Annotated in this window: 12 protein-coding genes; 5 read left to right on the top strand and 7 right to left on the bottom strand. The window is 51.9% G+C overall.

The genetic code is table 11. The annotated features are described in order from the left end of the window. The first annotated feature begins 13 nt into the window (after positions 1-13). Positions 14-2,458: a trimethylamine-N-oxide reductase 2 gene (locus GFC06_RS21625; RefSeq protein WP_153690647.1), complete on the top strand. Its 2,445-nt coding sequence runs from the start codon at positions 14-16 to the stop codon at positions 2,456-2,458. A gap of 69 nt (positions 2,459-2,527) precedes the next feature. On the opposite strand, the gene GFC06_RS21620 is transcribed toward GFC06_RS21625, so the two are convergent. The 6 genes from GFC06_RS21620 to cusR all read right to left on the bottom strand — a co-directional run bounded on the left by GFC06_RS21620 (position 2,528) and on the right by cusR (position 7,254). After that, positions 2,528-3,331, bottom strand: coding sequence for an MBL fold metallo-hydrolase (locus GFC06_RS21620; protein ID WP_153690646.1), 804 nt, complete (start codon positions 3,329-3,331; stop codon positions 2,528-2,530). Between the two features lie 80 nt (positions 3,332-3,411). Continuing rightward, positions 3,412-3,663, bottom strand: a complete 252-nt coding sequence (locus GFC06_RS21615; RefSeq protein WP_019076216.1) for a membrane lipoprotein lipid attachment site-containing protein — start codon at positions 3,661-3,663, stop codon at positions 3,412-3,414. A 14-nt stretch (positions 3,664-3,677) separates the two neighbouring features. Continuing rightward, positions 3,678-4,184 carry a hypothetical protein gene (locus tag GFC06_RS21610; RefSeq protein ID WP_047418251.1) on the bottom strand — a complete coding sequence of 169 codons (507 nt, stop codon included), beginning with the start codon at positions 4,182-4,184 and terminating at the stop codon, positions 3,678-3,680. A gap of 369 nt (positions 4,185-4,553) precedes the next feature. Next, positions 4,554-4,880 carry a copper-binding protein gene (locus GFC06_RS21605; RefSeq protein WP_153690762.1) on the bottom strand — a complete coding sequence of 109 codons (327 nt, stop codon included), beginning with the start codon at positions 4,878-4,880 and terminating at the stop codon, positions 4,554-4,556. 249 nt (positions 4,881-5,129) lie between these two features. Continuing rightward, positions 5,130-6,581, bottom strand: a complete 1,452-nt coding sequence (locus GFC06_RS21600) for a Cu(+)/Ag(+) sensor histidine kinase (RefSeq protein WP_016152148.1) — start codon at positions 6,579-6,581, stop codon at positions 5,130-5,132. Next, positions 6,571-7,254, bottom strand: a complete 684-nt coding sequence (cusR, locus tag GFC06_RS21595) for a copper response regulator transcription factor CusR (RefSeq protein ID WP_016152149.1) — start codon at positions 7,252-7,254, stop codon at positions 6,571-6,573. The genes GFC06_RS21600 and cusR overlap by 11 nt, the downstream gene beginning before the upstream one ends. 195 nt (positions 7,255-7,449) lie before the next feature. On the opposite strand from cusR, the gene GFC06_RS21590 reads away from it, so the two are divergent. From GFC06_RS21590 to GFC06_RS21575, 4 genes are all read left to right on the top strand, one after another. After that, the gene (locus tag GFC06_RS21590; protein ID WP_065554217.1) at positions 7,450-8,832 is read left to right on the top strand and encodes an efflux transporter outer membrane subunit; all 1,383 of its coding nucleotides are present in this window, start codon (positions 7,450-7,452) and stop codon (positions 8,830-8,832) included. A 32-nt stretch (positions 8,833-8,864) separates the two neighbouring features. After that, positions 8,865-9,212, top strand: coding sequence for a cation efflux system protein CusF (gene cusF / locus GFC06_RS21585; protein ID WP_016152151.1), 348 nt, complete (start codon positions 8,865-8,867; stop codon positions 9,210-9,212). Between the two features lie 76 nt (positions 9,213-9,288). Continuing rightward, complete coding sequence (locus tag GFC06_RS21580) at positions 9,289-10,581, top strand: efflux RND transporter periplasmic adaptor subunit (protein WP_153690645.1); 1,293 nt, start codon at positions 9,289-9,291, stop codon at positions 10,579-10,581. An 11-nt stretch (positions 10,582-10,592) separates the two neighbouring features. Next, positions 10,593-13,736, top strand: coding sequence for a CusA/CzcA family heavy metal efflux RND transporter (locus tag GFC06_RS21575; RefSeq protein ID WP_016152153.1), 3,144 nt, complete (start codon positions 10,593-10,595; stop codon positions 13,734-13,736). A gap of 51 nt (positions 13,737-13,787) precedes the next feature. On the opposite strand, the gene rclR is transcribed toward GFC06_RS21575, so the two are convergent. After that, positions 13,788-14,642 carry a reactive chlorine-specific transcriptional regulator RclR gene (gene rclR / locus GFC06_RS21570; RefSeq protein WP_153690644.1) on the bottom strand — a complete coding sequence of 285 codons (855 nt, stop codon included), beginning with the start codon at positions 14,640-14,642 and terminating at the stop codon, positions 13,788-13,790. Between the last annotated feature and the right edge of the window lie 54 nt (positions 14,643-14,696).

The following is a 14,696-nucleotide window of genomic DNA, read 5'->3' as shown; positions in this document are numbered from 1 at the left end:
ATCAGGAGAAATCATGAAACTCACAAGACGTGACTTTATTAAGACGGCTGGCGTGGCAACCGGGACAATGGCGATTTCTTCGGTGATCCCAATGCCGGCCTGGGCCGAAGGCCAAAATGGCGGAGCGATTCTGACGGCAGCGCGTTGGGGCGCGGTATACGTGGAAGTAAAAGATGGCAAAGTGGTTTCCTCAAAAGGCGCGTTGCCTAAAACGGTGCCGAACTCGTTACAGCAAACCGCGCCGGATCAGGTCCATACCAATATCCGCGTAAAATATCCGATGGTGCGCAAAAGCTATCTGGAAAACCCGGGTAATGCGGATGGTAAACGTGGAAGCGATCCTTTCGTGCGGGTTAGCTGGGAGCAGGCACTGAAACTGATACATGAGCAGCATAGCCGGATCCGTAGCAGCTATGGCCCGGCGTCGATATTTGCTGGTTCTTATGGCTGGCGCTCCAGCGGCGTTCTGCATAAAGCGCAAACCTTACTGCAACGCTATATGAGCATGGCCGGTGGTTACGCAGGTCATACCGGAGATTATTCAACCGGTGCCGCGCAGGTGATCATGCCTTACGTTGTGGGATCGGTTGAAGTCTATGAGCAGCAAACCACCTGGCCGATGGTGCTTGAGCACAGTCAGGTCGTGGTGCTGTGGGGTATGAACCCGCTCAATACCCTCAAGATTGCCTGGAGCAGCACGGATGAACAGGGGATTGAATACTTTAATCTGCTGAAGAAATCAGGGAAAAGCGTCATCGCCATCGATCCGATGCGTTCCGAAACCATTGAGTTCTTTGGTGATAATGCGACCTGGATTGCGCCACATATGGGGACCGATGTGGCGATGATGTTAGGGATCGCCCATACGCTGGTGAAGAAAAATCTCCATGACAAAGCCTTCCTGGAAAAATACACCACCGGATATCCGCAGTTTGAAGAGTATTTGCTCGGCAAGAGCGACAAAATAGAGAAAACCGCCGAGTGGGCTTCCGGCGTGTGCGGCGTACCTGCTGAGCAACTGGAGAAGCTGGCGGAAATTTTCTCCAGCAATCAAACCATGCTCATGGCGGGTTGGGGGATTCAGCGCCAGCAATACGGTGAGCAAAAACACTGGATGCTGGTGACTCTGGCGGCGATGCTGGGGCAAATTGGTACCGAAGGCGGTGGTTTCGGGTTCTCTTATCACTATTCCAACGGCGGTAACCCAACGCGTACCGGGGGAGTATTGCCAGCAATCTCCGCCCAAATTGAGGGTGGGTCATCTGCGGGTAACGACTGGGCGGTTTCCGATGCGGTGATCAGCCTGCCGGTAGCGCGAATTGTCGAAGCGCTGGAAAATCCAGGCGGCAAATATCAGCATAACGGTAAAGAGCAAACCTTCCCGGATATCAAAATGATCTGGTGGGCGGGCGGCGCTAACTTTACCCATCATCAGGATACTAACCGTTTAATCAAAGCCTGGCAGAAGCCTGAACTGGTTGTCATCTCTGAGTGCTACTGGACCGCAGCGGCCAAACATGCCGATATAGTCCTGCCGATAACCACGTCGTTTGAGCGCAACGATCTGACCATGACCGGTGATTACAGTAACCAACATCTGGTGCCGATGAAGCAGGTCATTGAGCCGCAGTTTGAAGCACGCAGTGATTTTGACGTATTTGCCGATCTGGCGGAGATGCTCAAGCCTGGCGGTAAGGCGGTCTACACCGAGGGCAAAGATGAAATGGCGTGGCTGAAGCAGTTCTATGATGCCGCACAAAAAGCCGCCCGCGCCCAGCGTATCGCCATGCCTCAGTTCAACGCGTTTTGGCAGCAAAACAAACTGATCGAAATGCGTGAGAATGAAAAGAATAACAAATATGTACGCTACGCGGATTTCCGCAGCGATCCGGTGATGAATGCGCTTGGAACGCCGAGCGGTAAGATAGAAATCTACTCAAAAACGATTGAAGGCTATCAATACAAAGATTGTCCGCCGCATGCGTCATGGATTGAACCCGATGAATGGAAAGGAACTGCGGATAAAGATCAACTGCAGCTACTGACGGCGCACCCGGCACATCGTCTGCATAGTCAGTTGAATTACGCTTCGCTGCGCAAAGAGTACGCGATTGCCAATCGTGAGCCGGTAACGATTCACCCGGATGATGCGAAAGCCAGAGGTATTGCCGAGGGCGATCTGGTACGCGTATGGAACGCGCGTGGACAGGTGCTGGTGGGGGCACACATCAGTGACGGTATCAAACCGGGAATTATCTGTATCCATGAAGGCGCATGGCCAGATATTGAGAACGGTATCTGCAAAAATGGCGGCGCGAACGTGCTGACGGCGGATATCCCAACCTCAAGGCTGGCGAATGGCTGCGCGGGGAATACCAGCCTGGTATACGCAGAAAAATTCACCGGCGAAGCGCCAAAACTCACCGTCTTTGATGAGCCAGCAATCGTCACTCTGTAATGATGGTTGAAAAGCGGGGGCCGTAAGGCTCCCGCTTTTTATTGCTGGTTTGGCAATGTCTTATCGCCGTTACTCTGCCAGCACAATCACATCTCCCGTTGCCGGGGCGTCAGTTCCCGGTAGCCACAATCGACCCCACGAACCGGTGCAATGACAGCCGAGTAGTTTTTCTGGTTGTTGTTGCTTAATAAATTGTCGGGTTCGCCATAGCTTAGCGGGGGAGGCAGTGCGTAAATGGAACCCACCGACGAGGGCGTAAATTTGGTTAACGCCGGTGATGTTTTGGCAATGGCATACGATATTCTCTATTCCCCGATGCCCGCATCCGGTAATGATGACTAACCCGCGATCAGATTTATAGATCAATACGCCTTCGTCGCTGATGTAATCCGGTTGAGGTGTTTTCTCGCTAATAACGCCATAGGCCTGTGGAGTGGCGACACTAATTTCCCCGGACCACAAAAATCGATCGCTGATCGCCAACGGTTCACGGGTGTATTCCATGATTAGTCGAGAGTAGTCGTTATCACGCGAGAGTTTTTTTATTTTTCTTGGCGTTCCCGCCAGGGTTATTGAGGCATACCGTTCGCAGGCTATTTGGGGATGGCAAATGATACGACTGTTATCCGCCAGCCACGGCACGCCGCCACAGTGATCGTAATGGCCGTGCGAAAGAACCACGGCGGTCAATTGCGTCAGGTCTACGCCCATTTGCGCGGCGTTAAGTATGAAGCTGTCGTCCGGGCCGGTATCAAATAGTATGGTGGTGGTTTCATCCTGAACTAACAGACTTAATCCAGGCTTTGCCCGTAATGATTTATCTGCGCTCGCAGCGCGCCTGTTTTCAAGCAATACCGTGAGGGTTAATGCCATGCCTGACTCCAGTATTAAAACGGCATACTGTAATACATGACCGTTGAGAGCGCTGTGATCGCAGCGCTCTTTGTGCTGACTTAGCGGTGATAGTAATGGCCGTCATCATCGGAGTGATGGTGACTATGCCGCCACGCATGCTGGTTCTCCCTTTGCTCGCGCTCCTGGCGTTCATGCTCTTTATCACGGTTGGCTTCACGGTTTTTGTGATTAGCGATCGCCGTGGCAACTGCTGCGGCCCCAATACCAGCAGCGGCTGCAGAAAGATAAGGATGTTCGGCACAGCCCGACAGACTAGCCATAATAACCAACGTGGAAATCAGTTTTTTCATTGTGGCGGTATCCGTTACTCGCGCACAATTTTGCCAGCATTCCCGGCATCGCTGTCATTCCAGCTACCGCGACCATTCGTTTTAATGGTGTAAGTGGCATAGCCGACACGGAAGGTCATCGTATCCTGATAGGTATTTACGTCACGCACTTCATTACCATTGACGTACACGCTGGAACCCTCGACGTGAATATCAACGCTGCGTTGACCATTGGCAAATTTGGCTACGTAATTTCCGCTGAATTTGCCGTAAATATCGGCATTATCGTGGTTATCCCGGTCAGCGGTATTTTGCTGCTCTTCACCATGATGATGATGACGGCTCTGCTGGCTGTTGCCGTTCTCAATAAAACCATGATCGCGGTTCCACTGATAGGATTTATTGATATCGCAGCCATTGAGTTCACTCATTTGTGTACAACCTGAATGTTCATACTTTTTCTGCATTGCCGGGGTAATTGCGCATGCTGTTGTGGCCGTTGTCAGGCCGAGGACAAAGAGGGTCAGCAGACGTTTTTTCATTTTTTTGCTCACTATCATCATTAAGTTTATTTATAGGAATACGAACTGTTCGAATGTCATGTTTACGACGACGGCAGTCTCCCATTAAATATTAATGACGCATACCAGGGGGAATCCTAATTTATATTAATGGTGAGGGTGTGGGGGCTGTAATATGCAACATTACAAGCAGGTGAATTACGTAGTTTATACAAGTGAGATAAAACGCTTAATTATATTTACTTTTTAATGAAGTGTTTAAAGAAATATTAATATTGACATTAACGGCAGGAACGCAGGCTTGTAAATGTACAGGCCTGCGTGGCGCGTTTTGTCCGCAATATTCATACATAGCGTATTGATGGACATTTTATTCAACACAGGGCAACGTTACCCTTGCGAGGGGATCTGTGCGCGGTGCTGCCTGGCCTGAACCTCATGGGCATATGAATGACCGTTATTCACTGACTGGTGAACGACCATCGCTTTTTCATGTTTATTCATTTGTGAAAAAGGGCGTGCCTGGGATGGCGTTGACGTTGAATTATTCGTCTGCGCGACGTGTTCTTGCGCCATTTGTTGATGTGCAGGGGCACCGCTGTTATTCATCATTTCATGGGCCGCTGCGGCCTGCTGATGCATTTTGGGTGTGTCGGCCGCATTAACGCCAGCTGAAATAAAAAACGCGATAGCGAAAAAAGAGGATATCTTATTCATCATATTTCTCCTGTTGGGGTTTACGGAAGAAATTATAATTGGTGAGGGCTGTCAGCGGCGTGACAGGACTATGACGGTTACGTCAGAGAATCGGTGATGATATATATACCGGTCATACTTCAAGCTGCATATGCGTTGGCTGCGCTCGTTCACCCCCAGTCATTTACTTAAGTAAGTGACCGGGGATTCCCTCTCTTGCCGCCTTCCTGCAACTCGAATTGTTTAAGGTATCAACGCCATTATCATAAATTACATCGCATGCTTGGGCAGCGTCAGAATAAAACGGGTGGCAAGCTGATCGGATGTCACCGAGACTTTCCCCTGATGGGCGATAACAATCGATTTCACAATCGCCAGGCCAATACCGCTGCCTTCGCCTTTACGCTGTCGCGAAGGGTCAACCCGATAAAAACGATCAAATAGCCGCGATAGATGCTGTGGGGGAATGGGGGGGCCGGGATTTTCCACGACTATCTGGACCAGGCCATCCGCCTCTTTCACCCGCACGGTTACCGACTCGCCTTTTGGCGTGTAGCGCATGGCATTTGAAAGCAGATTACTCATTGCCCGGCGTAGCATTAACGGATCGCCTGAAACCCAGCATGCGCGTCCTTCAAAACGTAAGCCCACCTCGCGCTCTTCTGCCCAGGCTTCGAAAAAGTCGAACACTTTACCAACCTCATCGGCCAGATTAAGCGCTGTCTTTTCCGGGATAAGCTGATTGTTGTCTGCCTGCGCCAGAAACAGCATGTCGCTTACCATTTTCGACATACGACCAAACTCTTCAAGATTGGAATACAGCACGTCTTCCAGCTCTTTTTGGCTACGGGTTTGGCTGAGCGCAATTTCCGTTTGCGTGACCAGGTTGGTTATTGGCGTGCGGATCTCATGGGCAATATCCGCCGAGAAGTTCGACTGACGTTTAAATACATCCTCGATGCGTTCGATCATGTGATTAAACGAACTTACCAGTTGTTCCAGTTCAATAGGGACCGCTTGCGGATCGAGGCGCACATCAAGATCTTTTGAGGTGATATTTTGGATGCGCCGACTGACATTACGGATCGGTTCATGGCCTTTATACACAGCGAACAGCACGATAAATACAATCATCATGCTAATCAGCGATGCCGTCATAATCAGTTTGTTTTTCAGGTCGTTAATATAGTGCAGATGAAAATCGATCGATAACGCCAAATACAACGTATATGCCGCTTTTCCATCAGTCAGCTTTCCTACCGGCAGGCGAATCATTCGCCAGTTAGACGACGTTTTTTGTCCGTGAATATGTTTGGACGTTTGCAGTGTAGGGCCGGATATAATAAAAACATCGCTGGCATGGGCATTTTTATCCGGTCTTGCGCTGGCGATAAATTGCCGGAGATCCGGCGCATTTGGCGAATGAAAAATGGCTTTCTGCTTACTGTCTTCCAGAGAAATAATGACGTTCGAGTAGCCCTCTACCACGTTTTTTAGCGTTTCCAGACGGCGTGATTCTGGCTCGTTGGGTTGGTTAATAATCCGCTCCAGCGTGGCGCTGATCTCTTGTAAATCATTGATGTCCTGCTCGGCGAAATGGACCTTCACGGAGTGGATCATTATCCATGCAAAGGCGAAAAATGAAGCGATCGTCGCCAGACTGATAAAAAAGGTCAGTCGTGTCGCCAGCGAAAAAGGGCGCCGCCATCGTTTACTGGGCATCAGGAACCTCAAGCATATATCCCACGCCGCGTACGGTCTGAATCAGTTTCGGCTCAAAATCGTTATCAATTTTGGCGCGCAGACGCTTAACGGCGACGTCGATGGCATTGGTATCGCTGTCAAAATTCATATCCCAGACCTGGGAAGCGATCAGTGAGCGGGGTAAAACTTCCCCTTGATGACGCAGGAAAAACTCAAGCAGCGTAAACTCTTTGCTGGTCAGGGTAATACGCGTCCCGCTGCGGGTGACTTTTCTGCTGACCAGATCGACCATTAAATCCGCGACCTGAAACTGGCTTTCGACAATCACCGCCGCCCCGCGGCGCAGCAGCGTTCTGACCCGCGCCAGCAGTTCGGCGAAGGCGAACGGTTTGACCAGATAATCATCAGCGCCTAATTCCAGACCCTTAACCCGATGTTCGATGGTACCCAGCGCGGTGAGGAGAAGAATGGGCATCCCTTTGTTAGCGGAACGCAGCATCCGTACGATATCCCAGCCGTTTACATCCGGCAGCATGATGTCGAGTATGAGCAGGTCGTAATCGCCGGTCATCGCCAGGTGGTACCCGTTCAGGCCGTTATCCGCTAAATCCACGACAAAACCCGCTTCCGTCAGGCCTTTCGTCAGGTATTCACCGGTTTTTTTCTCATCTTCGACTATCAACACCTTCATCGCATTCTCCTTCTCACACGGGTTGTGCGGACTTTCAATTCTAGGGAAGCGGGATCGGATAGCAATCGGTTATTGGGAAAATGACAGTTTTGTCATTTTCCTGTCACCGCTTAAACAGAGTCACTTCGTTAAAGTACAACGCTATAAATTCCTACATTTTTTAGGGCCATCAGTCCGGTCAGGACGAGAAGAACTATGAGCAAATTTAAGCTTCTTACCCTCAGCGCTGTATTCGTTCTCGCCGGTTGTTCATTGGCGCCGGACTATCAGCGTCCGACATTGCCTGTGCCGCAGCAATTCTCCTTAAGCCAGAACGCCCTGGTTTCTGCACCGGTGGGATATCAGGACACGGGCTGGCGGAGCTTCTTCGTTGACTCCCAGGTAAAGGCGCTGATTGGCGAGGCGCTGGTCAATAACCGCGATTTACGTATGGCAGTGCTAAAAGTTCAGGAAGCGAGAGCGCAATATGGCGTCACGGACGCTGACCGCTACCCGCAACTCACGGCAGGTTCCAGCGGTACTTACAGCGGTAAATTAAAAGGTGATAGCAGCACCGATCGTGAATTCGAAGCTGGACTCAATCTCAGTTTCGATCTGGACTTCTTTGGGCGGCTGAAAAATATGAGTGAAGCTGAGCGACAGAATTTCTTTGCCAGCGAAGAGGCGCGTCGGGCGGTACACATCTCATTAATCTCCAACGTATCGCAAAGTTATTTCAATCAGCGTCTGGCTTATGCACAACTGCAAATTGCCGAAGAAACGCTGCAAAACTATCAGCGTTCTTACGCTTTTGTTGAGAAGCAGTTGCTGACCGGAAGCACCAACGTACTGGCGCTGGAACAGGCGCGGGGCGTGATTGAAAGCACGCGCAGCGAAATCGCGAAGCGTAAAGGTGAACTGGCGCAGGCCAACAACGCGCTGCAACTGTTGCTGGGTACGTACGGGAAATTACCCAACGACCAGATGCGCAGCAGCGGGGATATTAAACCAGTAACGCTGCCGCCGTCGCTCTCGTCGCAAATCCTGTTGCAGCGCCCGGATATTTTGGAAGCTGAACACGGATTAATGGCGGCGAATGCCAATATCGGCGCCGCACGGGCAGCGTTTTTCCCGTCGATTACCTTGACCAGTTCGGTTTCCAGCAGCAGCAGCGATCTTTCCAGCTTATTTAATGCGACCAGCGGCATGTGGAATTTTGTCCCCAAAATAGATATTCCCATTTTTAACGCCGGACGTAATCAGTCCAATCTCGACCTCGCTGAAATTCGCCAACAGCAGTCGGTGGTGAATTACGAACAAAAAATTCAGAACGCGTTTAAAGAGGTGGCGGATGCGCTGGTGTTGCGCCAAAGCATTGCCGATCAAATTAGCGGTCAGCAGCGCTACCTGACGTCATTGCAAATCACCTTACAACGCGCCAGAGCGCTTTATCAAAATGGTGCGGTTAGCTACATCGAAGTACTGGACGCCGAACGTTCTTTATTCGCTACGCAGCAATCGCTGCTCGATCTTAATTACGCCCAACAGGTTAATGAAATTAAGCTGTTTGCTGCCTTAGGCGGCGGTTGGGTGGAGTAATCCTTAATATTAACTTTTCAGGAGCATCAAGTATGAATACTACCGCCAAAGCCGTGTTGTTTAGCTTTTTCTCTGTGGTCATGTTTAACGCTCAGGCCAATGAGCATCAGCATGGCGAGATGATGAACATGCAGCCAGCGGCCCAACAGGAAGACGTCATTAGCGCCACCGGGGTGATTGAAGCTATTGATAAAGAAAGTAAAAAAATCACGATCAAGCATGATCCCATTCCCGCGGTGAACTGGCCTGCCATGACGATGCGTTTTACGCGGGTTGCCGACACCAAGGCTGACGATATTAAACCCGGCGATAAGGTTGCGTTTACGTTTGTTCAGCAGGGAAATATCTCTGTGTTACGCGATATTCACATCAGTAAATAACGTTCTCGCTGGTCTCTTTTATTCTTGCCCGGATTCTTCGAAATTCGGGTGAGACTATCGCGCAATGGAAATCACTATGGCGTCTTTAAATATTAAAAATACCGCGCTTATTCTCGCTGGCATGATTGCCGGTGGGGTTATTTCTGTCGGTATTTATACTTATTATTCATCAGCAAACGTAACGGCTGAAACCGGGCAGGCTTCGCAAAAAGAAGCCAGAAAAGTGTTGTTCTGGTATGACCCCATGTACCCGAACACGCGCTTTGATAAGCCGGGTAAATCACCGTTTATGGATATGGATCTGATCCCGAAATATGCCGATGAAGAGACCGCGAGCGCGTCAGCGCCTGGCGTGCGTATCGATCCTACTCAGACCCAAAATTTGGGTCTGAAAACAGAACCTGTGCGCCGTGGCCCGCTGCACTATGCGCAAACTTTCCCGGCTAACGTTAGCTATAACGAATACCAGTTTGTTATTGTCCAGGCTCGCTCCGCAGGCTTTATCGAGAAGGTTTACCCGCTAACCGTGGGCGACAAAATTAAGCAAGGTGCGCCGCTTATCGATCTGACGATTCCCGACTGGGTTGAGGCGCAGAGCGAATATTTGTTACTGCGGGAGACTGGCGGCAGTGCGACGCAGGTGGAAGGGATTCTGGAGAGATTACGTCTGGCCGGTATGCCGGAAGCGGATATTCAGCGCTTAAAATCGACGCGTAAAATTCAGACCCGCTTTACCCTGAAAGCCCCTATTGATGGGGTGATTACCGCATTCGATTTGCGTACTGGCATGAACATTTCCAAAGACAATGTGGTCGCGAAAATTCAGGGGATGGACCCGGTATGGGTCAGCGCGTCGGTCCCGGAATCTATCGCCTGGCTGATCAAAGACGCCTCGCAATTTACTATCACCGTGCCCGCCTGGCCGGATAAGCCTTTCACCATTAGCAAGTGGAATATCTTACCTAGTGTCGATGCCTCCACGCGTACGCTGCAGATCCGCTTGCAGGTCAATAACCCTGATGAGGCGCTCAAGCCGGGGATGAATGCTTACCTGCAACTGAAAGCGCAAAGTGAACCGATGCTGCTGATCCCCTCAAAGGCGTTGATTGATACAGGCACCGAGCAACGGGTGATCACCGTCGATAACGAAGGTCGATTTGTACCGAAGCAGGTTGCGGTATTCCATGAATCTCAAGGGCTGACGGCTATCCGCTCAGGCCTGACTGAAGGTGAAAAAGTGGTGTCCAGTGGTCTGTTCCTGATTGATTCCGAGGCGAATATCTCTGGCGCACTGGACCGTATGCGCGCGCAGAACAGTGGTGCGCAAGACGCATCCGCAAAGCCAGCCCAGGCGACCCATTCACACTGAGGACATGATAAATGATTGAATGGATTATCCGCCGTTCGGTGGCAAACCGTTTTCTGGTGATGATGGGGGCGCTGTTTCTCAGTATCTGGGGAACCTGGACCATCATCAATACCCCGGTTGATGCGTTGCCCGATCTCTCTGATGTTCAGGTGATCGTCAAAACCAGCTATCCAGGGCAGGCACCGCAAATCGTCGAAAATCAGGTGACTTACCCGCTGACCACCACCATGCTGTCGGTACCGGGCGCGAAGACCGTGCGTGGTTTCTCGCAGTTTGGTGATTCCTATGTGTACGTCATTTTCGAAGATGGCACCGATCCTTACTGGGCGCGCTCGCGCGTACTGGAGTATCTCAACCAGGTTCAGGGGAAATTACCGGCAGGGGTCAGCGCGGAGATGGGACCGGACGCCACGGGCGTCGGCTGGATCTTTGAATATGCGCTGGTCGATCGCAGCGGTAAACACGATCTGGCAGAGTTACGTACTCTTCAGGACTGGTTTTTAAAGTATGAGTTAAAAACGATTCCGAATGTGGCAGAGGTGGCCTCGGTAGGCGGCGTGGTTAAACAGTACCAGGTTGTTATCGACCCGATGAAGCTGACGCAATATGGCATCAGCCTGGCGGAGGTGAAATCTGCACTGGATACGTCGAATCAGGAGGCGGGCGGCTCGTCTGTTGAGATGGCTGAAGCGGAATATATGGTCCGTGCCAGTGGGTATCTACAAACGCTTGATGACTTCAATAATATCGTCCTGAAAACAGGGGCCGACGGTGTACCTGTTTATCTGCGCGATGTCGCGCGTGTGCAGATTGGGCCGGAAATGCGCCGTGGGATCGCCGAACTGAATGGTGAAGGCGAAGTGGCGGGCGGGGTGGTAATTCTGCGTTCCGGTAAAAATGCGCGTGAAGTGATCTCCGCCGTTAAAGCCAAACTCGACACCCTGAAAAGCAGCCTGCCGGAAGGCGTTGAGGTAGTTACAACATACGATCGCAGTCAGCTCATCGATCGCGCTATTGATAACCTGAGCTATAAGCTGCTGGAAGAGTTTATCGTTGTTGCGCTGGTATGCGCGCTGTTCCTGTGGCATCTGCGTTCGGCGCTGGTAGCGATTATTTCCCTACCGCTGGGACTGTGTATCGCGTTTATCGTGATGCATTTCCAGGGGCTGAACGCCAATATCATGTCGCTTGGGGGCATTGCCATTGCCGTCGGGGCCATGGTCGATGCCGCGATTGTGATGATTGAAAACGCCCATAAGCGGCTCGAAGAGTGGGGACATCAGCATCCGGATGAAAAACTGGATAACGCAACGCGCTGGAAGGTCATTACCGATGCCTCGGTAGAGGTTGGCCCGGCATTGTTCATCAGCTTGCTGATTATCACCCTGTCGTTTATCCCTATTTTCACGCTCGAGGGGCAAGAGGGGCGACTGTTCGGCCCGCTGGCGTTCACCAAAACGTATGCCATGGCAGGCGCGGCGTTTCTGGCTATTGTCGTCATTCCGATCCTGATGGGGTTCTGGATCCGTGGCAAAATACCGGCGGAAAGCAGTAACCCGCTTAACCGTTTCCTGATCCGTATTTATCATCCGCTGTTGTTGAAGGTGCTGCATTGGCCTAAAACCACCCTGCTGGTGGCGGTACTTTCAATACTGACGGTTATCTACCCGCTGAATAAAGTCGGTGGTGAATTCCTGCCGCAGATTAACGAAGGCGATCTACTGTATATGCCGTCAACCCTGCCGGGGATTTCGGCGGCGCAGGCGGCGGATATGCTGCAAAAAACCGACAAGCTGATCATGACCGTTCCGGAAGTGGCGCGTGTGTTTGGTAAAACCGGTAAGGCGGAAACCGCAACGGATTCCGCGCCGCTGGAAATGGTCGAAACAACGATCCAACTGAAGCCGCAGGATCAGTGGCGTCCGGGGATGACGATGGACAAAATCATCGCCGAACTCGACAAAACCGTGCGCTTGCCAGGGCTGGCGAACCTGTGGGTTCCGCCTATTCGTAACCGTATCGACATGCTTTCTACCGGCATCAAAAGCCCGATTGGGATAAAGGTGTCAGGTAACGTTCTGGCTGATATCGACGCCACGGCAGAACAAATCGAAGAGGTAGCCAGAACCGTGCCGGGCGTCGCTTCGGCGCTGGCTGAGCGGCTGGTGGGCGGGCGCTATATTAATGTGGACATTAATCGGGAGAAAGCAGCCCGCTACGGTATGACCGTTGGCGCGGTACAGTTGTTTGTCACCTCCGCGGTCGGAGGCGCGATGGTGGGCGAAACGGTGGAAGGGATTGCACGTTATCCGATTAACCTTCGCTATGCGCAGAGCTATCGTGATAGCCCGGAAGCGCTGCGTAATCTGCCTATTCTGACGCCCATGAAGCAGCAAATCACGCTGGCTGATGTTGCAGATGTGACAGTGGTTTCTGGTCCGTCGATGTTGAAAACCGAAGATGCGCGACCCACCAGCTGGATTTATATCGACGCCCGCGACCGTGACATGGTTTCGGTGGTGAACGATCTGAAAAAAGCGATCGCTGAAAACGTACAGTTAAAGCCGGGGACCAGCGTGGCGTTTTCCGGGCAGTTCGAGCTGCTTGAACGCGCCAGCCATAAGCTCAAACTGATGGTGCCGATGACGCTGATGATTATCTTCGTCCTGCTTTATCTGGCTTTCCGTCGTTTTGGTGAAGCGCTGCTGATTATCACCAGCGTGCCCTTTGCGCTGGTAGGGGGGATCTGGTTCCTCTACTGGATGGGGTTCCATATGTCGGTTGCGACCGGAACCGGGTTTATCGCCCTGGCCGGCGTTGCCGCGGAGTTTGGCGTAGTGATGCTGATGTACTTGCGCCATGCTATTGAAGCCGAGCCTGCACTGGAAAATCCGCAAACCTTTACGGCGGATAAGCTGGATGAAGCGTTGTATCACGGCGCGGTGCTGCGCGTGCGTCCGAAAGCGATGACCGTGGCGGTGATTATCGCGGGCCTGTTGCCAATCTTGTGGGGGACAGGGGCGGGCTCAGAAGTGATGAGCCGCATTGCCGCGCCGATGATTGGCGGCATGATTACCGCGCCATTGCTGTCGCTGTTTATTATTCCGGCAGCTTATAAGCTGATGTGGCTGCACAGGCATCGCAGCCAAAAGTAATGCCTTGAAGCGCTCGCCTGCGTCGGTTTTGTTGCCGAAGCAGGCGGTGCGTTATGCCGCCAGCGCTTTCACGCGTTTTCGGTACTCGCCCGGCGTGCAGCCAAATCCCCGTAAAAAGACTTTGTGAAACGATGATTCGCTGGCGTAACCCACCGACTCGGCAATAACGATCAACGGCTGCGATCCGCGTGACAGCATCTGGGCGGCGAATTGCAGCCGTAGCTCGGTTAACACCGCCAGCGGCGTGGAGTTTGATACTTCACGGAATAGCTGCGCAAAGCTGGCCCGCGACATATGGGCACGCTTTGCCAGTTCTTCGACAGTCCAGGGAAAAGCCGGTGACTCCAGCATCATGAAGACAACGGCCCCAAGCCTTAGGTGCAGCAGTAAATTCAGCACATTTTTAGCGGGGGTCGGCTGGGATAGCCACTCGCGAACGGCTAACGCGAACAGCGTAGCGCATTGCTGGCTGCAAACGATGTTGGAGCCAGGCAGATCGTTGATGTATTCCTGCTGCATCAGCGCAATCATGGCCTTCAGCCAGTGGCTAATGGGACTGTCATCTTCTGGTGCCAGTATTAATACTTCCGGAAGGGCGGTTAAAAAATAGCGTGAAGATGCCTGCAATCGCAGGCTTCCGCAGACAATATGCGTTTGTTCTTCCCCTGTCTGGCACAGCCGATGCGCGGAGTTTTGAGGCAGAATGACTATTGTTCCAGGGCGTAACGTAGAAGACGTTCCGTCTGGCATATCCAGTTGAGCAAATCCCTGGGTTACCGTATGCCAGCGGATAACGGACAGCTCGCCCGCCGCGTGCGGCAGTTGCCAGTCCCTGCTCAGCAGGCAGTTTTGATCAATCGAGCCCTGCGGGTCGTTAAGCATAAGTAATCGGCTAAGTGCATCCATAAAGACTCCTGAGCAGTTCTTGTTGATGCTTGTCGAGATAAAGTAACGCTGTTA

Source organism: Citrobacter braakii (assembly GCF_009648935.1).
Lineage (GTDB): Bacteria > Pseudomonadota > Gammaproteobacteria > Enterobacterales > Enterobacteriaceae > Citrobacter > Citrobacter braakii.
This window is presented reverse-complemented; position numbering and strand designations above follow the sequence as displayed.